Source organism: Marinobacter sp. DY40_1A1, assembly GCF_016597815.1.
Lineage (GTDB): Bacteria > Pseudomonadota > Gammaproteobacteria > Pseudomonadales > Oleiphilaceae > Marinobacter > Marinobacter xiaoshiensis.
On sequence record NZ_VCHA01000002.1, the window covers coordinates 345,597 to 368,529 of the forward strand.

A 22,933-nucleotide genomic window follows, 5' to 3' on the forward strand; every position below is an offset into this window, starting at 1 on the left:
GTTGCTTTATCGGTGCATCATGGCAGGTCGGTAACCGCACCGGTGGATGCAGAGCTTACTGTGCGAGCATATTTGGCAAGCACACCACGGCTAAATCGTGGCTGGGGAGCAACCCAGGCTTTGCGCCGGCGCTCAAGCTCATCGTCTGACACGTCCAATACCATGGTATTTGCGACTGCATCGATGGTAATTGTATCGCCATCCTCAACCAGCGCAATGGGTCCACCCTCAGCAGCTTCCGGGCTGATATGCCCCACTACAAAGCCATGGCTGCCTCCGGAAAAACGACCATCCGTAATCAAAGCCACATCGTTGCCAAGGCCCTTGCCCATGATTGCCGAGGTAGGCGTGAGCATTTCACGCATACCTGGGCCACCTTTCGGGCCCTCATAACGGATCACCAATACATCGCCGGCCACCACGGTCCCATCAATAATTCGTTCTTGGGCTTCTTCTTCGGAATGGAACACCCGGGCACGCCCGGAAAAGTGCGTGCCTTCCTTGCCGGTGATTTTAGCAACAGCCCCTTCCGGCGCCAGATTGCCATGGAGAATGCGCAAGTGACTGTCGGCTTTCACCGGGTTGTCGAACGCACGGATAATGTCCTGGTCTTCGGGATAAGGCTCAACTTCAGCCAAATTCTCCGCCAATGTCTTGCCGGTCACCGTCAGGCAATCGCCATGCAAAAGGCCACGCTCCATCAGCATTTTCATCAGCGGCTGTATGCCACCAATCGCCACCAGTTCGGACATCATGTAATGGCCGCTCGGGCGCAAGTCCGCAAGGACCGGAACGCGCTTACCAATCTCTACGAAGTCTTCCAGGTTCAGCTCCACATCGACCGTGCTGGCCATTGCCAAGAGGTGCAGAACCGCGTTGGTTGAGCCACCCAGCGCGATCACAACAGTAATCGCATTCTCAAATGCCTCTCGGGTCATAATGTCTCTGGGCTTGATGTCTTTATCCAGAAGATTCAAAACCGCTGCGCCCGCAGCACGGCAGTCATCCAGTTTGTTATTGGATACCGCATTCTGTGCGGAGCTGCCCGGCAGGCTCATACCCATAGCTTCGATAGCCGATGCCATGGTGTTAGCCGTGTACATGCCACCACAGGAGCCCGGGCCGGGGATGGCTGTTTCTTCAATCTGCTTTACTTCGATTAAATCAAGGTCACCACGGGCATGGGCGCCCACCGCTTCGAATACCGAAACAATATCGGTGTGGTTTTCTCCGGGCAAAATGGTGCCGCCATACACAAACACCGACGGCCGGTTGAGCCGGGCCAACCCCATAATGCAGCCGGGCATGTTTTTGTCGCACCCACCTATGGCAACCAGTCCGTCAAATCCTTCACAGCCCGCAACGGTTTCAATGGAATCTGCAATAACTTCCCGGGACACCAGGGAGTACTTCATGCCCAGGGTGCCATTGGCGATGCCGTCAGACACTGTGATGGTGTTGAAGATCAATGACTTGCCGCCAGCGGCATCCGCGCCCGCCGAAGAGGCTTCCGCTAACTCGTGAATGTGCATGTTGCAGGGCGTCAGATTGCTCCAGGTGGAAGCGATACCAACCTGCGGCTTACGGAAATCCTCATCGGTAAAACCGACAGCTCGCAGCATAGCCCGGCTGGCAGACTTGCCCACTCCATCCACCACGGGGGCGGAATAGCGGCGGCGTTTGTCATCAGTCATCAGTTTCTCCTAAAAAACAGTTACAAAACACAGTTGTTGCCAGAAGGCTTCCCGACTGACCTGCATCAACCGGCACAACGCGCGTGCCTCTTACAATCGTTGCACAATAATTATGCCTTGGAGGCACGCCATGTCATCCCCGATTTTGCCATCAACGGCTTGTTCCGAGTACGAACTCTGGCGCTCTGGCTATGGCGTCATCCAACATACCGACGCAACCAGCGAGCACGTTCAGGCACTCGCTTCACGTCTCGTCGCTGCAAATCTTCAGCCTGACACCGCTACAGTCTTCCGCAAGCTGGCAGATCTTGATCGACTAACCAGTGCCGGCATGTGGCTGGTTGTACACATGACCTACGCAAACCGCGTAGACAGCTCTGGTGCTCCACTGGCCGCAAAAGACTTCAAATGCACTCCGGAAGGTCACACCGGCGGGGCACTGAACATGGTGCCGGCCTACGCGGCTTATATGGCCCTCAATAATCTGACGGGGCAAACCCGCAGTTGGCTGATGGGCCAGGGGCATTGCGTAGCCGCCATTGATGCACTGAACGTGCTGACCGGCAACCTTCTTCCCGAGCAGCATAAACGCTACACCGCAACAGACGGGCTGTCACGAATGGTAGCGGATTTCTACAGCTACCAGCAAAAACCGGATGGCAGTGTGGTGGCGCCATTGGGCAGCCATGTTAACCCATACACAGCGGGTGGCATTATTGAAGGAGGTTATTTGGGCTTTGCCGAACTCCAGTACGCGCACATGCCACTGCCCGGCGAGTCTCTGATTGCCTTTCTATCCGATGGCGCAGCCGAAGAACAGCGTGGCAGCGACTGGATTCCCCGCTGGTGGCGGGCAGCCGATTGTGGTCTGGTGACACCCGTAATGATTGCCAACGGTCGCCGCATTGAACAACGCACCGAGCTAGGCACCCGAGAAGGGCTTGAACGATTCGAGGCCCGGCTGGAAGCTCTTGGCTTCGAGCCGTTCCGATTTGACGGCCGCGACCCGGCGGCCTTCGTTTGCGCCCTTGCAGAAATGGAAAACTCACTACAGCAAAGGAGCGACCGGGCGCTGGCAGGCGAGCTGGACTACCCGGTTCGCATTCCCTACGGCATTGCTGAAACCGTGAAAGGCTTCGGTTTTTATGGTGCCGGCTTAAACCCGGCCCACAACCTGCCGCTCCCGGGCAATCCGCGCCTGGACGTCCGCGCCCGGGAACTATTCCAGACGCACGCCTCTCGTCTGTGGGTTGAGCCCGAAGAACTTGCACAAAGCGTACTGCGGTTAAAAGAACACGAACAGCAATCGCGCCCCTTGGAACGTGATCACCCTTTGGCCAGGCGCAATCCGCCAGACCTTGTTATTCCAGTCCTCCCTGAGCGTAATGATCCAGTTTCGCCAATGTTGGCGGTGGATGACTTTTTCCGAGCCCTGGTTGTGCAGAACCCGGACCTTAGAGCTCGGGTTGGCAACCCTGACGAACTTGCCAGCAACCGCCTGACCGGCATACTGGAAGATCTGAAGCACCGGGTGATTGACCCCGAGAACGATTCCGAGTCGGTTCATGGAAAAATCATCACCGTGCTGAATGAGGAAGCGGTTGTCTCTGCTTGCCTGGCGAACAAAGCCGGAATCAATTTGGTGGCCAGCTACGAAGCTTTCTGCGTAAAAATGCTGGGCGCCATCCGCCAGGAACTGATTTTTGCACGGCACCAGAAAGCCGTGGGCCGCCCCGCCCGCTGGCTTGGCCAGCCGATTATTGCCACATCCCACACCTGGGAAAATGGCAAAAACGAACAGTCCCACCAGGACACCACCTTCTGTGAAAGCCTGTTGGGTGAAATGAACGATGTTTCCCGGGTGATTTTTCCTGTGGATTACAACAGCACACTCGCCGTTCTTCCTTCGGTATTTACCAAACGCGGAACCATCAGCTGCATGGTGATTCCGAAACGAAACCGGCCTTGCGTGTTTGATACCCATGAAGCAGAAGCGCTAGCACAGAATGGCGCCCTGGTGGTGGACGAAGACACATCCGGGGGAGAACCGATATTGCTGATCGCCAATGGCGCTTATCAACTTTCAGAAGCGATCCGCGCCTGCGAACGTCTGCGCGATACCGGCACATCATTTCGCTTGGTCTATATTCAGGAGCCAGGGCGATTCCGGGAGCCAAGAGACACCCTGGAAGCGGAAAGTTGCATGTCGGAATTCGAGCGCGAGCGCCTGTTCCCGAGCCGGCTACACCGACGAGTGGCATTGACTCACATGCGCCCTGAGGTATTCCGCGGGCACTTGCACACTCTATTCCCCGACCCCGGCCACAGCAGGGTGCTAGGCTACATTAATAGAGGGGGAACACTAAACGAGGCTGGAATGCTGTTTGCCAATCACTGCTCTTGGGGCCATGCGTTGGCCGCATGCGCCAGCGTTCTGGACAAGCCACCCGGAGAGTGGCTATCCAGTGCTGAACTGGCAGCGGTGGAAGGCCGCGGTGACCCTGCCCTGATCACTCGCGGCATATCCTGAACCTAGGCTTGACGCGGATCGGTTTCGGCTACCCACGGAAGGGTGTTATGACTATCACGGAAGGCAATCAGGCTTTCAATGCCGGTGAAGTCCACAAGATCACGAAAATCGAGCCAGTCCACCAGACAATAGAGGCAGATAGCCGGGTAATTCCACTCTTCAAACTGACCATCTTCCACTTGCGCCGCAAGCGTGCGCAGCGTTGTCATGATGCGCTCACGCTGCAGATCAAAAAACAGCACGCCGGGTGCGTCTACATCTACGCCCGAACGCTTCGCCAACAGCAGGATAACTGCAGAGTCATTAGCACCATCAATCAGGGTTAGCTGGTTTTGCTGATCCCAGGTAAGCGGGTCTCTGCCCTGTTTGGAGCTGAGATAGCGGGCAATAATCCGCGAGTCATAAATTTGCTGACCATCGCTCTCCAGCACAGGTATTTTCAGTGCGGGATTGGTGCTTCTGATTTCGTCGCGGTCTGCGCCGTAAATATCGAGATTAACGAAGTCGTAGCGCTCCTCGTCCAGCAGAATGCGGATGCGCCGAACATAGGGCGAGGTAGTTGATCCAATCAGCTTCATAAGCTCTCCGGTTGTGTAACCCAGTGATACTCTTTGTTGACACTCATGGGTGACGATCGCCAGCAATTCTCTTTGGGCAACTCACTGTGCCCGGCTGAAAATGTACCACATCAGTGCCTCAGTGCAGGAAAAGAACCTAGCCTTATAACGAAAAAAAGGCAGCCGAAGCTGCCTTTTTGGCGGTTACTACTCTATCCGAGTGGGATTAGAGAGGAGTAACGTTTTCCGCCTGAGGACCTTTCTGGCCCTGGGTAACGGTGAACTCAACTTGCTGGCCTTCAGCCAGAGTCTTGAAACCGCCGCCCTGAATTGCGCTGTAGTGAACAAAAACGTCCGGGCCGCCTTCACGAGTGATAAAGCCAAAGCCTTTAGCTTCGTTGAAGAACTTAACAGTACCGGTAGTAGTAGACATACTTAAACTTCCTGAAATCAATCATATTAACTGCTGCCATTCACTGAATGTGAGTGGTCAGCGTTTTACGGAAATACAGAACTCGCGGAATCAAAAACAGGACGGTGACTACTAACTGCGGAGTACGTCTTATTCATGAAATGCTTTGCTGAATCTTTCCTTCCAAAACACTCTACTACTGAATCACTGGCTTGCCAAGTAGATTTAAAATAAATCCTGTAGGTAGTCGTACCCATTAGCCTTTCATTAGACTAAAGGTGTAAATACCCAATGCAGTCATGAGTATAGAGCCAATTACGTGAGCGAGAACCCCGGTTATGGCCATTGCCCACTTCCCGTCCTGAATAGCAGAAAACATTTCCAGAGAGAAAGTGGAAAAGGTTGTCAGCGCGCCACACAAGCCAGTGATTGCAAACAGACGCCACTCAGGCGCAAGGGTGCTGGCATGACTGAAATAGCCAATGAGCAAGCCAACCAGCCAACCACCGCCAAGATTGGCAGCGAGGGTGCCATAGGGAATCACGTGGTAACTGGTATTAAGCCACAACCCCAACAACCAGCGCAGGTTGGCGCCAACAACGGCGCCAACACTCACGGCCAGAAAAGACAACCACATACTAGCGGCCTGCCCCGTTACGCTGGATTGTGATCAATCACCGTGTCCTTGTTGCGGGCAAACTCATCAAACGGGAAGTCATCCACGGTAAGCATGTCAAAAACAACAGCTTCGTACTCGCCCATGAACTGAGCTTCTTCTTTGGTGAAAATACCCGCTTCCAATGCCGCGTCAAAACGCTGTTCCGGGTGCAAAGCGGTCATTGGCAGCTCGCCTTTCGCGTATGCCTTGGTGGCTTTGCGGTAAAGTTGCTCGGCTTTGTCATAGTCTTTCAGCAGGCCGTTGTAACGCGCTACAGGATTCTCCACCGAGCCTTCACCGTCTGTTGTCCAGGTGCCCGCAAGCAACTTGTGACGAATGGGCGTATCGGTGGATATAAACCGCGCGATTTTACGGGCAAGGTCATCGTGGGGATTACCCCAGCGCCGGCCAAGAGGCAGAGTGATACCACGCAGAACCAAAGCGACCGCACGATTTGGCAGGTTTTGCAGGAAACCGTCCAACGCTTCTTCTGTGCGATGCAGTAGCAAGCCAAGGCTGTACTGCATTACCTCTTTCTCACCTTCCACTGGCTGGGTTTCATGCCAGTTCTTGAGCACCATGGAGGCAAGATAAAGGTTAGACAGCATGTCACCCAAGCGAGCTGAAATCAGCTCACGCATCTTCAGCTCACTGCCAAGAGTAGTCATGGCTGCATCTGAACACAGACCAAACGCGGCACTAAAGCGGGCAACCGCTTGAGCGTACTTGCGGCTGGCGCTATCGAAGGGTACGTCTGCACGGCCGATACTCAATGCCTGGGTAAAGGCTCTTGCGGCGTTACCAAAAATCAGACCGGCATGACTAAAGAAGGCATCGTCGAATGCATTGATATCGTCCTTGTCTTTGGCCGCCAGCTCTTTGAGCACATAAGGATGGCAGCGGATAGCACCCTGACCAAAAATCATCAGGCTGCGGGTCATGATGTTCGCGCCTTCCACCGTAATGGAAACCGGTGAACCGCTGTAGCTTATGCCGAGATAGTTACGGGGCCCCAGAGTCACGGTTTTGCCTCCGTGAACATCCATGGCGTCAGCCATAATGCCACGCTGGAATTCCGTCAGGTGATACTTGAGGATCGCAGAGGGCACGGCAGGCTTTTCGCCCTTATCAATCATGTTGGCCGTGTGATTAACCGCCGCTTGGGAAATATAGGTTTTGGCGGCAATGCGAGCCAAGGGCTCCTGCACACCTTCCATATCGGCCACAGGGGTGTTGAACTGGCGCCGGATGCGGGTGAAACCACCTGCAGTGCCCACAGCATAGGCAGCGGCGCCTGCAGCGCCGGAAGGCAGGGTAATGCAGCGACCAACCGAGAGGCATTCAACCAGCATACGCCAGCCCTGCCCGGCCATATCCAGCCCGCCAATAATATAATCCAGCGGTATGAACACATCCTTGCCGATGATCGGGCCGTTCAGGAACGGGCTTCCGATAGGGCAGTGGCGGCGGCCGATTTCCATACCCTTGGTATCACGGGGAATCAGTGCGCAGGTAATACCGTAATCCTTGGTGTCGCCAACCAGGCCATCCGGGTCAAACATGCGGAACGCCAGGCCTACAACGGTCGCGATGGGCGCCAGAGTGATCCAGCGCTTTTCGAAATTCAGTTTTATTCCAATAACTTCCTTGCCGTCGATCTCCTGCTTGCACACAGTTCCAACATCCGGCAACGAAGTGGCATCAGAGCCTGCGCGAGTGCCGGTCAAGCCAAAACAGGGAATTTCACGGCCGTCTGCCAAGCGCGGCAAATAGTGCTCTTTCTGCTCTTCTGTACCGTACTTGAGCAGCAGTTCGCCAGGGCCGAGGGAGTTGGGTACACCCACGGTAACCATAAGCATTTCATTGGCGGCAATTTTTTGCAGTACCGCTGTCTGGGCTTTTGCGGAGAAGCCGAGCCCGCCATACTCTTTGGGGATGATCATGCCGAAGAACTTCTCTTTCTTGAGGAAGTCCCACAACTCTTTCGGAAGGTCCGCTCGCTCTACCGCAATGTCCCACGCATTACACATGGACACTGCCTGAACGCACTGGTTATCCACAAACGCCTGCTCTTCTTCGCTCAGGCCTGTGTGGCGATTGATCAGCAAGTTGTGCCAATCCGGCTTCCCGGTAAACAGCTCTCCATCCCAGCCAACGGTGCCCGCCTCAAGCGCCACTTTCTCGGTATCAGATACCTTGGGGGCGACTTTTTTGAACATGGCAAAAATACGCGGCGTTAGCCAGCCCTGGCGAAGGCCGGGCAAACCCGCCGCTGCAGTAACTCCGGCGCCAACAAAGAGAATCAGTGCCAACCATCCGGATGCAAAGATCATCGACAGAACACCAACGACTACCATTACGCCAATGGCAGGTTTGGCACCGGATTCACGCCGCATGACAATCAACAGGCCTGTCAGCGCCACTATAAACAGAATCAAAGTCATCATAGGGTCTCTCTGTCATCCATGGATCAATTTACAAAATGTTACGTTAAGGGTATCTCAAAAAACAGCATCAAGCTGTGACGATAACCCGAATCCCTTCCAGAGCCAGGCTGGCGTGTCCAATAGCCTCACGCGCGGCATCCAGCTGGTTTCGGAAATAATCAATTTCCTCATCCCGAATCGCCGGATTCACTTTTTTCAGGGCTTCCAGCCTGCGAATCTCTGGCTCAAAGTTAGCGGCCAACTGCGCCAGCGCTTTTTGCTTCATTGGATCCAGATGTGGTGCCGACAAGCGCTCCACATGATCCACCATGGTTTCCACCTGGGGCCGGATCTGCGGCACGATTGCCTGAGCAGTGCGGCGGCGAATGTTGGAACACAAGTCATTCAGGCGATCATGAGGCAATGCCGCAGAGAGTTCTTTTCCATTCACATCCACCAGTAGCCGCAAGGGTGAAACCGGCAGATATCTTGTCAACTGCAGGGCTTCCGGGGCCGGGCAATGTACGGTAAACAGTGCTTCCATCAGCAAAGTGCCCGGTGGTAGCGCCTTCACCGACAGGCTGGCCAGAGCGGCTTTGCCCAAGCCGGAGCTGGTTACTGAATCCATTACGCCCGTTACCATGGGGTGTTCCCAGCTCATGAAGGCGATGTCTTCACGTTCAAGGGCATGCTGCCGATCCCAGGTAATGGTTACACCGTCTTCCGGCAGCTCGGCAACATGACCCGCCTGATACTGTTCACCGGGGCGCAGAATATCCGCAAGGTCAGAATGGTCTTCGACGTCCACCCCGAGAATGTCGAAGGCCTCCATCATGTAATCACGCACCTGCGCCGATCCTTCTTCTTCCTCAATACCGGCAATCAGCGTATCGGCTATGTCTCCCCGGCAGGAATTGAGCTCAATCAGCGCATCGCGACCATTTTGCAGGAGCGTTTTCAGGCGACTGGTCTCGGCTGCCGAGGCTTCAACCAGGCCATCCAGTACAGACAGATCGCCTTCGAGAGCACTCATCCATTGCCCGCCAACCTTTTCCTGTACCGCAACACCAACGGCACAGCTTTCCGAAAACGCGTTCAAACCTTCCTGGAACCAGCGGTACTGAACCTCTTGCGAGGTGCCCTGAAGGTAAGGGATATGAATGTCGATGGTTTCAGTTTGCCCGATACGGTCCAGCCGCCCGATGCGCTGCTCAAGCAGGTCGGGGTTTGCTGGCAGATCAAACAGCACAAGGTGGTGAGCAAACTGGAAGTTACGGCCTTCGCTGCCAATCTCCGAACAGATCAGCGCCTGGGCACCCTGTTCGTTATCAGCAAAGTAGGCAGCAGCGCGATCACGCTCAACCAGGCTCAAATGCTCATGGAATGCCGCACTGCGAATACCGGCACGCAACTGAAGATAGTGCTCCAGCGCCATAGCGGTTTCGGCCAGGGCACAGATAACCACCACCTTGGCCGGGCGCAGGCTGGCCAGCTTCTTTTCCAGCCAGGCAACCCGGGGATCATCCGCCAGCCACTGCTCTTCAGCCACTGACTGCTCCGGCGCCAGCCCGGCATAGCCAAACTCCTGCCCCTGGTACATCTCTGGACACTTCAACGGAATCGCATTGGCACAACGCTCTGGAAAACCCTGAATTGCTGCCCGCGTATTACGGAAAAGAACCCGCCCGGTGCCATGGCGATCCAGCAGCGCATCTATAACAGCCTGACGCGGTGAGTCACCCGCCAGCAGCTGCTCCAGCTCATCACCCAGCCAAGCTTCCAGTGCTTTGCGGTCGTCCTCATGGATGTCTGAACTCTCATCCTGCAAGCGCCGCACCACGCTGTTAATCGCCTCGTACTGTTGCTCTTCGTCCTGAAACGCCTGCAAATCGTGAAAGCGTGCGGGATCGAGCAGTCTCAAGCGGGCAAAGTGACTGGCCACTCCCACCTGTTCCGGCGTCGCAGTCAGCAACAGAAGGCCTTCGCTGATTGCCGAAAGCTCCTCCACCAACTGGTATTCCGGACTAACATCGTCTGGGCTCCACGCCAGGTGATGGGCCTCGTCCACCACCATCAGATCCCAGTCTGCTTTCAACACATCTGCCCGGGCCTTCTCGCTGTTCACCAGAAAATCGAGGCTGCACAGTACTAGCTGATCACTTTCAAAGGGATTCACAGATGAGTCGTCGCCGAAGATGTGATCCATCAAGGCATCAACATCATCCTCTGCGTCTTTAAGAGCATCGTATCGGCTCTGGTCAACAATCGAGAAGCGCAGATTAAAGCGCCGAAGCATCTCCACCAACCACTGGTGAATAAGAGAGTCCGGCACCACAATCAAAGCCCGCCGTGCCCGGCCAGTCTGTAACTGATAATGCAGAATAAGACCAGCCTCTATGGTTTTACCAAGACCAACCTCATCTGCCAGAAGCACTCGCGGCGCGTGGCGTTTGGCTACTTCGTGGGCGATATAGATCTGGTGCTGTAAATGCTGTGTGCGAGCACCAATCAGCCCGCGGGCGGGAGATGCCCGCAACCGGTCCATGTGCTGCAGAGTCGCGAAACGCAGACGGAAGGCGCCGTTACGATCAAATTGCCCTGCAAAGAGACGTTGATGGGGCGCAGAAAAATTGACAGAGCCGGCGAGTTTAACTTCAGAGATCTGCTCCAGGTTCGCCTCAGGCTGTTCGGCCCCCTCCGCCAAGGGCTCCGCGTGGTACAACAGCACGCCCCCGATATCCTCAACGGCACGCACCAGATATCTGGCGCCGTCAAAGGTCTCTATTTCCTCGCCAAGCTGATACACGATGCGCGAAAGCGGGGCATTATCAATGGCGTAGGTGCGCTCTTCGTCTGCCGCAGGAAAACCCAAAGTGATCCGGCGGCCAGAAATGTCTGTCACTATTCCCAGGCCTAGCGCTGTATCACTGTGGCTGACCCAGCGCTGACCAATAGCAAGTTCCGATGCGTCCAAAAAACCTCCAAACTCTTTAAATTCGTGTTGCGCCGTTTTCGCGCACCCAATAGGCGGTCGCCCCACAAACAGCTGCGGGAACCACAATAAGATTCAAAACAGGCACCATGGCTGCCAAAGCTACTGGCAACCCGAAACCCAGGGCAGACAAGCGGGTGTCGGCAAGCAGTTGGCGCAATGCCTTGAAACTCACCTTGTGGTTGTCTGCGGGGTAATCCACATACTGCAGCGCCATCATCCAGCTGTTGAACAGAAACCACAGCACGGCTGCCACCAGATTGACTACTGGAATAAGCCCAATAATAAACAGACCAATAGCCCGTGGCAGGTAGTAGGCAATTTTCTGCACTTCCCTCCAGAGCGCACGGGGGATGTCTTTTATGATGGCTGTCCAGCCTTCGTCAGTGCTGACTTCCTGGCCGGTGAGGTGTTTCTCCGTAAGCTCAGCCAGATAACCGTAGAAAGGCGAGCCAATCAGGTTGGCAATTATCACAAAGCCGTACGCCAACATAAGCAGAATCACAGCGCCGTACAAAATCCAGAACAGCCAGTCCAGCGCCTGCAGCCAGGCCCAATCGGGCAGCCAGCCCATGGCCGTAGCAATCAAGGCGCCGAAGAGTTCACCCAGAAAATAGAAAAGTAACCCGAAGAGAAAAATGTTGATAACAAGCGGAATGACGACAAATAGCCGCAAACCAGGCTGGCGAATCAGGTGAAAACCCTCACCCAGATAGCCCAGTCCACGAAAAAAATTACCTCTGAGCATCGCCGAATGGCCCTCCGCTTCAATGACAGTGACGGGGCGCAAAGCATATCATGTTGAAAACCTTCACACAGCCAGAGAACTCTGACGGATTTCACCAATGGCAACACTGAAACACCAACTGACAAGCTTGCTGAACTTCCGGCCGCTGTGGCGCCTTGCCCTGCTGCTATCGGTAATTTCCATTGGCTTTCTGGCAACTACAAGCAGCAGCTACCCCATTCCTTCTGCTCCCAGCGACAAAGTGAACCATTTGATCGCGTTTATTGAGCTCACACTGGTTACGCGACTGGCCTGGCCGGAGCTCCGTGCCACTTGGTACGCACCGGCCTTGCTGGCTTTCGGGTTTGGCATCGAGGCTGTTCAGGCCCTTCTTCCCTACCGCGACTTCTCGCTGGCAGACGTGGCTGCCGACGGCGTGGGAATACTGATCGGACTCCTGCCCTGGCCAGGCCTCCCCTCAAGCAACAAAAGAGACTTGAGAAATTCGCCCAATTCTGTGTGAGATATATCGCACAAGTGTGTGCGATTTTGCAGCAATTGCTCGTGCGCACCCACTAAGGCCATCACCGGGAATTACTTAACATACTGATATAATTACACTTCAGTAATCTCTTTGGGAAAGCGCCAGACACAAGCGTGCACAGCTCACACATTTCCACACTCACCCGTTGCTATAGTGGCTTCGTCAGGGATGACAAGGATAAGGACGACGCACTGGATGCACCCCGGCATGGAATGCAGGGAGAAGCAGGGAGAAGCAGGGATACCTGGCTTAGGGATAACTATTCGGATCGCTGGCTCGGAAGCCGGCACCACGGAGTGGCAAAAGGATTCGCAACACGGTTGTTGCACTCAGCGCAAGGATGCGCCGACCTGTTCCGGTAAAGGGCAGCCCGAGGGCTGCCCTTTTTTTCACGGAATTTTTGCACATCCGCTATACTGCTGCCTCATTCTGGCAAGCGATTGAGCCCTGAAATGCCAAGCAGACCCGACACTGAAGACTACCTCTCACTTTTCCTGAACGACACCCCGCTGATGGATGTCCGGGCACCAGTGGAGTTTGCCAGAGGCAGCTTCCCTGGCGCTATAAACGCACCACTGATGAATGATGAAGAACGACACCGGGTCGGCATCTGCTACAAAGAGAAAGGGCAGGATGAAGCTATCCGGCTCGGCCACCAACTGGTTTCCGGGGATATCCAGGCTCAGCGCATTGAAACCTGGATGCGGTTTGTGGCAAATCATCCAGAAGGTTATCTGTTCTGCTTCCGTGGCGGCTTGAGATCCAGACTAACCCAACAATGGATCAAGGATACCGGCATTGAATACCCACTCGTAAAGGGCGGCTATAAAGCCTTACGCCGGTTCCTTATCGACAGCCTCGACGCGCTCATCAAATCCAGTGATTTTCGCATTATCAGTGGGCGCACAGGTACTGGCAAAACCCGTGTACTGCAGCAACTCCCCAACCCGGTAGATCTGGAAGGCCTGGCAAATCACCGGGGCTCCAGCTTTGGGCGGCAAGTAACTCCCCAGCCATCGCAAATAGATTTCGAAAATCGCCTGGCCATTGCCCTGTTGAAAGCGCGCCACCTGAAGGACGGCCCGATTTATCTGGAAGATGAAAGCCGCCTGGTTGGCCGCTGCGCCCTTCCCGAAGCACTGAAAGAGCGGATGGCCCGCACTCCCCTGCTCATTCTTGAGGAATCGCTGGAAGACCGCACCCGCATTATCCGGGAAGACTATGTCGAGCACATGGCCTCCAATTATATAAAAAGAGATGGCGAAGAAGCTGGCTGGCTGAACTTCCGTGATTACCTGCTGGGCTCGCTTGAACGCATTAGTAAACGACTGGGAGGCGAACGGTACCGCCAGCTGCGCAATGTTATGGAGCAAGCGCTCGAGCAACAGGAACACAACGGCACCCTGGAAGGTCATAACGCCTGGATTCAGCCGCTGCTGCAGGATTACTATGATCCTATGTACGATTACCAGCTTGGGCAAAAGAAGGGGGAAATCCTTGTTCGTGGGGATTCTCGCGCCTTGCTCAAGTGGGCTGCAGAAAAAACCCCGGCTTGAGCCATGCGCGCTCTGCAACTCAGATATACCTTAGCCAGTTTGTCTGCTATATAGAGTCTTTAACCTATCCGGTTGCACTGGATTTTTAACTGCAAGCGTTACGCATTCATCATCAGGAACTAATAAGGAATCACTATGGAAGACCTATTCAGCGCGGACGGGCGCGCATCAGAATATATGGATCAAGCCATCACATTGGTCATGACCTATGCCCCGAAAGTCCTGCTAGCGATTGTCACCCTGATTATCGGTATGTGGCTGATCAATCGCCTTGTAAACGTGCTGGACGCTAAGCTTGGCAAAAAAGACCCGACCCTGAACAAGTTCCTGTGCGGCCTTATCAGCGTCATTCTGAAGATTCTCCTGCTCGTCTCTGTCGCCTCCATGGTTGGCATTGCAACCACATCCTTCGTTGCCATCATTGGTGCCGCCGGTTTGGCCGTTGGCTTCGCGCTGCAAGGCAGTCTGGGCAACTTTGCAGGCGGCGTGCTGATCCTGCTGTTCAAGCCATTCAAAGTAGGTGATGCAATTGAAGCACAGGGCTTTCTCGGCTCAGTGCGAGAAATCACTATTCTGTACACGATTATCGATACTTTCGATAACCGCCGCGTGGTGATCCCTAACGGCCAGCTGTCTAATGCCAGCCTGACCAACATGAGCGTCTATGAAACACGTCGCTGCGACATGTCCTTTGGCATCGGCTACAGCGATGACATCGACAAGGCGAAAGACATTATTTTACGCCTTATCTCTGAAGACGAGCGTGCATTGAAAGATCCCGCCCCTCTCGTGGTTGTTGGTAGTCTGGGCGACAGCTCAGTCAATCTGACCGTTCGCGCCTGGACCAAGGCCGGCGACCTGTGGCCATTCAACTGGGCCATGCAGGAAGCTGTGAAGAAAGCGTTTGATGCAGAAGGTATCTCCATCCCCTTCCCCCAGCGCGACGTGCACTTATACAAATCCGAGTGAAGTAGCAATTCGTATCGCATAGATACAACCCGTTACTCGCATTCGGCACAACCTCAGCTAAGCTGACGATTAATGACGGGGCCTGGTGGCCCCGCCAGAACGTCGTCGGAGTGGAGCTCATATCAAGCCATTCCGGGTTGCTGTCCATGCTGGTAGGAGGCTGTCACTATGCCGATTCAGCAGTTAAAAGAATTTCTGGATGGGGCAAATGTTGAATACATGTGCCTCAGCCACCCCTCCGCGTTTACCGCGCAAGAGCTTGCTCACCATGTAAAGATTGCCGGTGACAAGGTAGTCAAAACCGTCATTATTGAGCTCGATGGAAAAATGGCCATGCTGGTCATGCCGGCAACCTGGCGTGTTCGCTGGGAAAGCCTTTCCCGTATTCTGGATACCGATTTTGTCGACCTTGCCGACGAGCAGGAGTTTCAGGATCGTTTCCCGGATTGTGAGGTCGGCGCCATGCCGCCCTTCGGCAGTTTGTTCGGGATGACGGTGTATTGTGCTGAGCCGCTGACAGAACAGCCGGAACTCGCCTTTGCCGCAGGCAGCCATACCGAAACCCTGCACATGAAAACCCGGGATTTCCTGAACCTGGTACAGCCCATCGTGCTCAACCGGGGCTTCATCAAGCCTGGCGCCCAAAAGCCTGCCTGGCTTAAAAAAGGTCGGCGCCAGCCAGGAGAAACCTCCGAGCAATTGGTCTCGGGCATGATAGGTTAACGGAGCTTTCATAACAGGCTTGATCCCGGTCGCTTGTCTGATCCTTGCCATCGCGTAAACTGTGGGGCATCAGACAGGAACCCGATATGACTCAAGCTTTTGATATTGTAATTGTCGGCGCCGGCATGGTCGGCGCCGCACTTGCCACTGGCCTCGGGCGAGAGGGCTTTAGCGTCGCGATGGTTGATCGCGCCCCTGCCCCCGGTTTCGACCCTGATTCGGCCCCCGATATCCGCGTGTCAGCTCTCAGCGCAGGCAGTGAGCGTTATCTGCAAAGCCTTGGCGCCTGGGATCATATCCTGGGTATGCGCGCCACGCCTTATCGCCGTCTCGCGGTGTGGGACGAAACCCGCCACCCCCTGAGTAACTTGCTACCGCGCACGTCCAATCAGGTGGAGTTCGACGCCGCCGGGCTGAATGCCTCTCACCTTGGCCATATTGTGGAAAACTCCGTAACCCAGCAAGGCCTTTGGCAAGCGGCGGAAGCGGAGCCCTCGGTTACCATACTGGCGGGCAATGGCGTTACTGGCATTACACAGGTGGATGGACAGGCCAGGGTCGGGCTTGAGAACGGCGAGGAACTGGCCGCTACCCTGATTATTGGTGCCGACGGCGCGCAATCCCGAGTGCGTGATATGGCCGGCATTGGGGTTACAAGAAACCAGTACGGCCAACAGGCCATGGTTATTTCCGTGCGTTATCAGGGGCCCGTGCAAGACATTACATGGCAGGGATTTTACCCGTCTGGCCCGAGAGCCTTCCTGCCGTTATACAGTGCAGACCCAAACCACCCAGGTGAAAGCCGCGCTTCGCTGGTGTGGTACGACTCGCCTGAAGAAATTGCCCGCCTTAAAAATCTGAGTGACGAAGCGCTGATGGCAGAAATACAGCAGGGCTTCCCGGCAGAGCTGCCGCACCTTACCCATATTGAAGATCGCGCCAGTTTTCCCATCGCCCGCCAGCACGCCAAGCACTACTCGGCGGGGCGCATTGTGCTTGTGGGGGATGCGGCTCATACCATCAACCCCTTGGCTGGGCAGGGTGTGAATCTTGGATTTCAGGATGCCCAGTGCCTGCAATCTATTCTGAAAGAAGCACGTAGGGCTGGCAGGGATCTGGCCGACGCCTCGGTATTGGTAAGCTATGAGACGCAACGGCGACCGGCCAACCGGCGCATGATGTTTGCCATGGATGCGTTTTATCACCTGTTCAGCAACCAGATTCCGCCGCTGCACCTGCTCAGGAACATCGGCCTGGGCGCCGCCCGCGCGCTGCCCTTTGCCCGTAACCGGGTGGCACGCTATGCCATGGGGATCGACGATGAGCTGCCAGCGATTATCCGCCAGTTAGCTGCCCGGCTACCGGGCCTGAACCAGCTTTAAGTACCTGAACAATCGAGTCACAACAAATAAAAGGAAACCAGGATGTCCGAAACCCTTTTTACCAAGATCATCAACCGCGAAATCCCGGCGGATATCGTTTACGAAGACGATATCAGCCTGGCATTCCGTGATATCAACCCGCAAGCGCCAGTGCACCTGCTGATTATCCCGAAAAAGCTGATCGCGACCATTAACGACATCGAAGAGATGGATCGCGAGCTGGTTGGCCACCTGTACTGGGTAGCCGCCAAGCTCGCAAAGGAGATGGGCTTTGCCGAAGACGGTTATCGCACCGTGATGAACTGCGGCGAAAACTCTGGCCAGACGGTATTCCATATTCACCTGCACTTGCTGGCAGGAAAACCTCTGGGCTGGCCACCTTATACCGACAAAATGAAGCAGGCCTAAGCAGCCCTGGCTTGGCTAGAGTGGGGCTTAACGCCCCACTACACGCTCCGCCTCTTCCATGGGTGTATGGCGCACGTCTTCGCCTTTGACCATGAAAATCACGTTCTCGGCAATGTTGCAGGCGTGATCCCCCACCCGCTCCAGCGACCGCAGAACCCACATCACTGACATGCACCGTGAGATGTTACGGGGGTCTTCCATCATAAAGGTCAGCAGGGTGCGGGCCGCAGCCTGATATTCCTCATCCACCCGTTTGTCTTCCTTCATTACTCGCAGTGCCTGCTCGGAATCCAGGCGCGCAAACGCATCCAGTGAATCGTGAAGCATGGTCATCACATGGGCGCTGATATTGCGCACCTCCACATAGCCCTGGGGCGACTGACCTTCATCCAGGAGCTTGATGGCAAACTTGGCGATTTTCTTGGCTTCATCGCCCACCCGCTCCAGATCTGCAACCATTCGGATCACAGAAATAACCAGTCTCAGATCACGAGCTGTCGGCTGGCGGCGGGCAATGATCAGCATCGCCTCTTCATCAATATCCATCTCCATCCGATCCACCAGCTTGTCTTTGGAGCGGATCTCTTCCGCCAGCTGGCCATCGCCCTCAATGAGCGCCTTAACGGCGCTGTCTATCTGGGTCTCCACCAGGCCGCCCATTTTCAGGAATCGGGTTTGCAGGGCCAGCAACTCATCATTGAATCGATTGGAGATATGATCTCCATAAACGTCATCTTTTTTCGTAGGCATTGTGACTCTCCCCCTGTTCTTTAAACCCTGAATCAGCCAAACCGGCCAGTGATGTAGGATTCCGTCAATTCATGTTCCGGCATGGTGAATACCTTGCTGGTGTCGTTTACTTCCACAAGATGGCCCAAATGGAAGTAGGCGGTGCGATTGGAAACCCGCGCGGCCTGCTGCATGGAGTGGGTCACGATCACAATGGTGTAGCTCTCGGACAACTCGGCAATCAGCTCCTCAATTCTGGCAGTGGCTATCGGGTCCAGCGCCGAACAAGGTTCATCCATTAACACCACTTCCGGGCTAACCGCTATGGCTCTGGCGATGCACAGCCGCTGCTGCTGTCCGCCGGACATGCCGGTTGCCATGGCATCAAGGCGGTCTTTAACCTCATTCCACAAGCCGGCCTTACGCAGGCTGTTTTCCACTATGTCGTCCAGGTCTGACTTGCGGTTGGCCAGGCCATGAATTCGGGGGCCGTAGGCGACGTTATCGTAAATAGACTTGGGGAAGGGGTTGGGCTTCTGGAATACCATACCTACCCGGGCACGCAGCTCCACCACATCCCGTTTGGGGTCGTAGATGTCCTGGCCGTCCAAGAGCAAAGAGCCCTTGATCTGGCAACTCTCGATACTGTCGTTCATCCGGTTCAGGCAGCGCAAGAAGGTGGACTTACCGCAGCCGGAAGGCCCGATAAACGCAATAACTTCGTTGCGGGCGATATCCAGGCTGATGTTTTTAATGGCCGGCGATTCGCCATAGAAGACTTCCACATTCCGCAGATGAAATTTGGGGTCGTCGGAGAAGGGAATGCCAACGGTTTTGCCTTCTTCAATCGTGGTTTCTGCAGGGCTCATACTAATACTCATAAGTGTTGTCTCTTTACCAACGGCGCTCAAGGCGTTTACGCAGCCAGATGGCGAACGCGTTCATGGTGATCAGGAAGGCGAGCAGTACCATAATGCCGGCGGAGGCCAGCTCCACGAATCCCTGCTCTGCACTGCCGGCCCAGATGAAGATCTGTACGGGCAACACGGTGGCGGAACTGAAGAAGCCATCCGGTATCTCGACAATAAACGCCACCATGCCAATCAACAGGAGAGGCGCTGTCTCTCCCAGGGCTTGCGCCATACCAATGATGGAGCCGGTCAGCATGCCAGGCATGGCCAGGGGCAGAACGTGGTGCAACACCACCTGCATTTTTGACGCGCCTATGCCTTCGGCTGCCTCCCGAATCGACGGGGGCACACTCTTTATGGCTGCACGGCTCGAAATGATGATGGTGGGCAGAGTCATCAGCGCCAACACAAGGCCACCGACCACGGGCACCGAGCGAGGCATACCGAACAGGCCGATAAACACCGCCAGCCCCAGCAACCCGAAGATGATGGAGGGCACGGCTGCCAGGTTGTTGATGTTGACCTCAATAAAGTCCGTCAGGCGGTTGCTGGGGGCAAACTCTTCCAGATAAATCGCCGCGGCTACGCCCACCGGGAAGGCAATGACCAGGGTAATGCCCATGGTGAGCAAGGAGCCAACCAGCGCGCCCAGAATACCGGCGTTAGACGGCTCCCGAGAGTCACCACTGGTGAAAAACACATCGTTAAACCCGGTATCGATAACGCCCTTACTCAGCAGTTCATCCGTCCAGCGCTGTTGCTGCTCTGTGAGGCGTATGGAGTAGCCAGGGTCGCCGGCATGCTTTACATAAACGGACACCGTATCGTGGGCCGGGAACTCAATGGTGCGGGTAGTGCCCAGCCAATCCGGATTCTCCTTCAGCAAGTCGCGAACCTGGTTGCTGGCATAACTGCCTGTCATGCGGCTGAGCTCCCGCATATCCGCCCGGCTGGAAGCCTCCGGGAAATACGCCTGCATGGCCTTGATGATGGGCGCCTGGAAGTCTGCCATGGCGATCTGTTCCGGATCTGCGGCATCGTTCAGGTACATCAGTTCGCCATCCAGATGCACCTCAAGGGTCACGGTGGTTTTGATGAAGCCGGTGTATCCCTTGCTGATAATGTCCGTAAACAGAATCACCAGCGAGAAGAGCGCAATGAAAATGGCCGTGATGCCATAAAGGCGGAACCGGCGTTCCTTGCGATAACGGCGCTTGAGCGAACGGCGAATCAGCTCCGCCTGCGAGCCTTCACGCTCCGCGTGTGAACCTGGCTTAGTCATATTGTTCCCTGTATTTACGCACGACTTTCAGTGCGATCACGTTCAGCAGCAGCGTTACGATAAAGAGCATCATGCCGAGGGCGAATGCGGCCAGTGTTTTGGCGCTGTCGAACTCCTGGTCACCGGTCAGCAGGGTGACAATCTGTACGGTTACCGTAGTCACAGAATCCAGAGGGTTGGCCGTCAGATTTGCGGCCAGGCCAGCGGCCATCACTACAATCATGGTTTCACCAATGGCACGGGATGCAGCCAGCAAAATGCCGCCCATAATGCCTGGCAGCGCCGCCGGAAAAATCACGTTTTTCATTGTTTCAGACTGAGTGGCACCCAATGCCAGGGAGCCATCGCGAAGGCTGCGTGGCACTGCGTTGATCACGTCATCAGATAGCGAAGACACGAAGGGAATGATCATAATGCCCATCACCAAGCCCGCTGCCAGAGCACTCTGGGAGGAAGCTTCAAGGCCAACCATCAGAGCCAGATCACGGATGAAAGGCGCTACCGTGAGCGCCGCAAAGAAGCCATAAACGACGGTGGGCACCCCCGCCAGCATTTCCAGCAATGGCTTAACCACCGAGCGCATCCGTGGGCTAGCGTATTCTGAAAGATAAACCGCAGACAACAGGCCCACCGGCACGGCGATCAGCATGGCAATGGCGGAAATCATCAGGGTGCCAGTGAAGAGCGGAATAACGCCGAAGGCACCCTCTGAACCTACCTGATCCGCCCGCAACGCAGTTTGCGGGCTCCAGTTGGTGCCAAACAGAAACTCGCTCATCGGCACCTTGCCAAAGAAGCGGACGGTTTCAAAAATAACGGAAAAAACAATGCCGATGGTGGTCAGTATCGCCACAGCGGCACACACAAAGAACAGGCGCTGAAGCGTAAGCTCCACGCTCTTGCGAGCGTTTATAGTCGGGGCCACTCGTGTCCAGGCGAAGGTGCCGCCAAGAACGGCAATCAAAATAACCAAAAGGCTTTTGAAGCGGCTGCTTTGCTCTCGCAACTCCTGCAACAATACGGCCGCATTGGAAATGCCATCGGGCACCATGGCGGGGTTCAGCTTACCTGCTGCCAGGTTACTGATCTGGGAAAGTGTCAGGCTGGCGTGCCCTGCCGATTGCGGCGTCAACTCTGCCGGCAGGGAAGCCATCACAACGTTCTGAATAACCTTGCCTTCAAAAGCGGCCCAGGCACCCAGGATGATCAGGGCTGGAATCGCACACCAAAGCGCAGCCCTGGCGGCATAGTATGCCGGCAGGGCCTTGAGGTTACGGATGCCCCCCAGGGGTGCTGCCACAGCCCGGGAACGCATATAAGCGAACCCGTAAGCTACTGCGGCAAGCACCAGAACCAGGGGCAATAAATCAGCCGTCTGCATTAAAGCTCATCACCTGTCATTGGTTTGAGTTCCCGAACTGCTTTCGCGGTTTCCATGCGCACGTTGCGGGGGTTAGGGATCAGCCCCACATCCACCAGGTAACCGTTATCGCCCCACGCGCCTTCAGTGGTAAATTCCTGTGCATACTCGGCAATGCCTGGAACCACACCTGCGTGTGCATTCTTGATATAGAAGAACAGGGAGCGGGCAACCGGGTATTTCTCATCGGCAATGGTGTCTGGTGTTGGCGCCACTCCGTTGATGGTTGTCGCCTGAATTTCACCGCTGTTTTCCATCAGGAAACTGTAGCCGAAGATACCCAGGGTGTCTTTGTCCTGCACCAGGCGCTGCACGATCAGGTTATCGTTTTCGCCAGCCTCTACAAATGCGCCATCTTCGCGCATATTGTGGCAAACACCGCGCATTTCTTTCTTTTCCATGGCCTTGATGAAGCCGTAGGTCTTACAGCCACCTTCCATCGCAATTTCTACGAAGGCGTCACGGGTGCCGGACGTAGGAGGCGGCCCCATCACACGAATGGCCTTAGCTGGCAGGCCGGAATCGATATCGCTCCACTTCTCATAAGGATTGGCAACCAGCTTGTCACCGCCTTTTGGGTCGGGAACTTCTTTGGCCAGCGCCAGGAACACCTGCCGCAGGCTCAGATCCATCTGGTCAGCTTGTTTGGAGTTTGCGATTACAATGCCATCAGCGCCGATTTTTACTTCGGTAATGGCTTCCACACCATTGCGCTGGCACATGTCGAATTCGCTGGCTTTCATGCGGCGGGAGGCGTTGGTAATGTCCGGGTGCTGAGTGCCAATACCCGCACAGAACAGCTTGAAGCCGCCGCCAGAACCGGTTGATTCCAGCTTGGGTGTTGGGAAGCTGGTGTTGCGGCCAAAGCGCTCGGCCACAACCGTGGCAAAAGGATAAACCGTTGAAGAACCCACAACGTTTACGGTGTCACGGGCCAATGCCGGAGCGGAAAGCATGGATAACCCGCCAGTCAGTGCAACAATAGCAAAAGCTGTATTCGGTTTAATCACGTT

Annotated in this window: 19 protein-coding genes; 7 read left to right on the forward strand and 12 right to left on the reverse strand. The window is 55.3% G+C overall.

The genetic code is table 11. The features are described 5' to 3' along the window. Positions 1-17 precede the first annotated feature (17 nt). Positions 18-1,694: a dihydroxy-acid dehydratase gene (gene ilvD, locus FFI61_RS07505; protein WP_200369800.1), complete on the reverse strand. Its 1,677-nt coding sequence runs from the start codon at positions 1,692-1,694 to the stop codon at positions 18-20. A 130-nt stretch (positions 1,695-1,824) separates the two neighbouring features. Between ilvD and FFI61_RS07510 the strand changes: the two genes are divergently transcribed. Continuing rightward, positions 1,825-4,224 carry a xylulose 5-phosphate 3-epimerase gene (locus FFI61_RS07510; protein WP_200369801.1) on the forward strand — a complete coding sequence of 800 codons (2,400 nt, stop codon included), beginning with the start codon at positions 1,825-1,827 and terminating at the stop codon, positions 4,222-4,224. Positions 4,225-4,226: 2 nt separating this feature from the next. Here the strand turns inward: FFI61_RS07510 and FFI61_RS07515 are convergent, their stop codons facing one another. The 6 genes from FFI61_RS07515 to cysZ all read right to left on the reverse strand — a co-directional run bounded on the left by FFI61_RS07515 (position 4,227) and on the right by cysZ (position 12,017). Beyond that, positions 4,227-4,802, reverse strand: coding sequence for a glutathione S-transferase family protein (locus FFI61_RS07515; protein WP_200202290.1), 576 nt, complete (start codon positions 4,800-4,802; stop codon positions 4,227-4,229). 205 nt (positions 4,803-5,007) lie between these two features. Continuing rightward, positions 5,008-5,214 (reverse strand): cold-shock protein, encoded by a 207-nt coding sequence (locus tag FFI61_RS07520; protein WP_200202291.1) that lies wholly within the window; start codon positions 5,212-5,214, stop codon positions 5,008-5,010. Positions 5,215-5,449: 235 nt separating this feature from the next. Further along, a complete protein-coding gene (gene crcB, locus FFI61_RS07525; protein ID WP_200202292.1) occupies positions 5,450-5,830 on the reverse strand; it encodes a fluoride efflux transporter CrcB in 381 nt (126 codons plus the stop codon). A gap of 17 nt (positions 5,831-5,847) precedes the next feature. Continuing rightward, the gene (locus tag FFI61_RS07530; protein ID WP_227714722.1) at positions 5,848-8,298 is read right to left on the reverse strand and encodes an acyl-CoA dehydrogenase; all 2,451 of its coding nucleotides are present in this window, start codon (positions 8,296-8,298) and stop codon (positions 5,848-5,850) included. 67 nt (positions 8,299-8,365) lie between these two features. Continuing rightward, positions 8,366-11,251, reverse strand: coding sequence for an RNA polymerase-associated protein RapA (gene rapA, locus FFI61_RS07535; RefSeq protein ID WP_200369802.1), 2,886 nt, complete (start codon positions 11,249-11,251; stop codon positions 8,366-8,368). A gap of 16 nt (positions 11,252-11,267) precedes the next feature. Next, positions 11,268-12,017, reverse strand: a complete 750-nt coding sequence (gene cysZ / locus FFI61_RS07540; RefSeq protein ID WP_200369803.1) for a sulfate transporter CysZ — start codon at positions 12,015-12,017, stop codon at positions 11,268-11,270. A gap of 97 nt (positions 12,018-12,114) precedes the next feature. Here cysZ and FFI61_RS07545 point away from each other — a divergent pair, with 97 nt between their 5' ends. The 6 genes from FFI61_RS07545 (at position 12,115) to FFI61_RS07570 (ending at position 17,578) form a co-directional block, all read left to right on the forward strand. Beyond that, complete coding sequence (locus tag FFI61_RS07545; protein ID WP_200369804.1) at positions 12,115-12,519, forward strand: VanZ family protein; 405 nt, start codon at positions 12,115-12,117, stop codon at positions 12,517-12,519. Between the two features lie 473 nt (positions 12,520-12,992). Next, a complete protein-coding gene (gene mnmH / locus FFI61_RS07550; protein WP_200369805.1) occupies positions 12,993-14,096 on the forward strand; it encodes a tRNA 2-selenouridine(34) synthase MnmH in 1,104 nt (367 codons plus the stop codon). A gap of 135 nt (positions 14,097-14,231) precedes the next feature. Further along, positions 14,232-15,065, forward strand: a complete 834-nt coding sequence (locus FFI61_RS07555; RefSeq protein WP_200369806.1) for a mechanosensitive ion channel family protein — start codon at positions 14,232-14,234, stop codon at positions 15,063-15,065. 168 nt (positions 15,066-15,233) lie between these two features. Further along, on the forward strand, positions 15,234-15,788 hold the full coding sequence (locus FFI61_RS07560) for an aminoacyl-tRNA deacylase (RefSeq protein ID WP_200369807.1): 555 nt from the start codon (positions 15,234-15,236) through the stop codon (positions 15,786-15,788). A gap of 86 nt (positions 15,789-15,874) precedes the next feature. Continuing rightward, positions 15,875-17,170: an FAD-dependent monooxygenase gene (locus tag FFI61_RS07565; RefSeq protein ID WP_200369808.1), complete on the forward strand. Its 1,296-nt coding sequence runs from the start codon at positions 15,875-15,877 to the stop codon at positions 17,168-17,170. Positions 17,171-17,212: 42 nt separating this feature from the next. After that, positions 17,213-17,578, forward strand: a complete 366-nt coding sequence (locus FFI61_RS07570; RefSeq protein WP_200202300.1) for a histidine triad nucleotide-binding protein — start codon at positions 17,213-17,215, stop codon at positions 17,576-17,578. A 27-nt stretch (positions 17,579-17,605) separates the two neighbouring features. Here FFI61_RS07570 and phoU read toward each other — a convergent pair whose 3' ends face one another. The 5 genes from phoU to FFI61_RS07595 are packed head-to-tail and all read right to left on the reverse strand — an operon-like array spanning position 17,606 to position 22,930. Then, on the reverse strand, positions 17,606-18,328 hold the full coding sequence (gene phoU, locus FFI61_RS07575; RefSeq protein WP_200202301.1) for a phosphate signaling complex protein PhoU: 723 nt from the start codon (positions 18,326-18,328) through the stop codon (positions 17,606-17,608). Positions 18,329-18,360: 32 nt separating this feature from the next. Beyond that, positions 18,361-19,188 (reverse strand): phosphate ABC transporter ATP-binding protein PstB, encoded by an 828-nt coding sequence (gene pstB, locus FFI61_RS07580; protein ID WP_200202302.1) that lies wholly within the window; start codon positions 19,186-19,188, stop codon positions 18,361-18,363. Between the two features lie 13 nt (positions 19,189-19,201). Continuing rightward, complete coding sequence (gene pstA / locus FFI61_RS07585; protein ID WP_200369809.1) at positions 19,202-20,500, reverse strand: phosphate ABC transporter permease PstA; 1,299 nt, start codon at positions 20,498-20,500, stop codon at positions 19,202-19,204. After that, positions 20,493-21,881, reverse strand: a complete 1,389-nt coding sequence (gene pstC, locus FFI61_RS07590) for a phosphate ABC transporter permease subunit PstC (RefSeq protein WP_200369810.1) — start codon at positions 21,879-21,881, stop codon at positions 20,493-20,495. Before pstC ends, pstA begins: the two co-directional genes overlap by 8 nt. Continuing rightward, a complete protein-coding gene (locus tag FFI61_RS07595) occupies positions 21,881-22,930 on the reverse strand; it encodes a substrate-binding domain-containing protein (RefSeq protein WP_413785008.1) in 1,050 nt (349 codons plus the stop codon). Before FFI61_RS07595 ends, pstC begins: the two co-directional genes overlap by 1 nt. Positions 22,931-22,933: the final 3 nt, after the last annotated feature.

Coding starts and splice junctions, on each gene's coding strand:
- ilvD (WP_200369800.1), bottom strand. CDS start 1,694: ATGACTGATGACAAACGCCGCCGCTATTCCGCCCCCGTGGTGGATGGA.
- FFI61_RS07510 (WP_200369801.1), top strand. CDS start 1,825: ATGTCATCCCCGATTTTGCCATCAACGGCTTGTTCCGAGTACGAACTC.
- FFI61_RS07515 (WP_200202290.1), bottom strand. CDS start 4,802: ATGAAGCTGATTGGATCAACTACCTCGCCCTATGTTCGGCGCATCCGC.
- FFI61_RS07520 (WP_200202291.1), bottom strand. CDS start 5,214: ATGTCTACTACTACCGGTACTGTTAAGTTCTTCAACGAAGCTAAAGGC.
- crcB (WP_200202292.1), bottom strand. CDS start 5,830: ATGTGGTTGTCTTTTCTGGCCGTGAGTGTTGGCGCCGTTGTTGGCGCC.
- FFI61_RS07530 (WP_227714722.1), bottom strand. CDS start 8,298: ATGATGACTTTGATTCTGTTTATAGTGGCGCTGACAGGCCTGTTGATT.
- cysZ (WP_200369803.1), bottom strand. CDS start 12,017: ATGCTCAGAGGTAATTTTTTTCGTGGACTGGGCTATCTGGGTGAGGGT.
- FFI61_RS07545 (WP_200369804.1), top strand. CDS start 12,115: ATGGCAACACTGAAACACCAACTGACAAGCTTGCTGAACTTCCGGCCG.
- mnmH (WP_200369805.1), top strand. CDS start 12,993: ATGCCAAGCAGACCCGACACTGAAGACTACCTCTCACTTTTCCTGAAC.
- FFI61_RS07555 (WP_200369806.1), top strand. CDS start 14,232: ATGGAAGACCTATTCAGCGCGGACGGGCGCGCATCAGAATATATGGAT.
- FFI61_RS07560 (WP_200369807.1), top strand. CDS start 15,234: ATGCCGATTCAGCAGTTAAAAGAATTTCTGGATGGGGCAAATGTTGAA.
- FFI61_RS07565 (WP_200369808.1), top strand. CDS start 15,875: ATGACTCAAGCTTTTGATATTGTAATTGTCGGCGCCGGCATGGTCGGC.
- FFI61_RS07570 (WP_200202300.1), top strand. CDS start 17,213: ATGTCCGAAACCCTTTTTACCAAGATCATCAACCGCGAAATCCCGGCG.
- phoU (WP_200202301.1), bottom strand. CDS start 18,328: ATGCCTACGAAAAAAGATGACGTTTATGGAGATCATATCTCCAATCGA.
- pstB (WP_200202302.1), bottom strand. CDS start 19,188: ATGAGTATTAGTATGAGCCCTGCAGAAACCACGATTGAAGAAGGCAAA.
- pstA (WP_200369809.1), bottom strand. CDS start 20,500: ATGACTAAGCCAGGTTCACACGCGGAGCGTGAAGGCTCGCAGGCGGAG.
- pstC (WP_200369810.1), bottom strand. CDS start 21,881: ATGCAGACGGCTGATTTATTGCCCCTGGTTCTGGTGCTTGCCGCAGTA.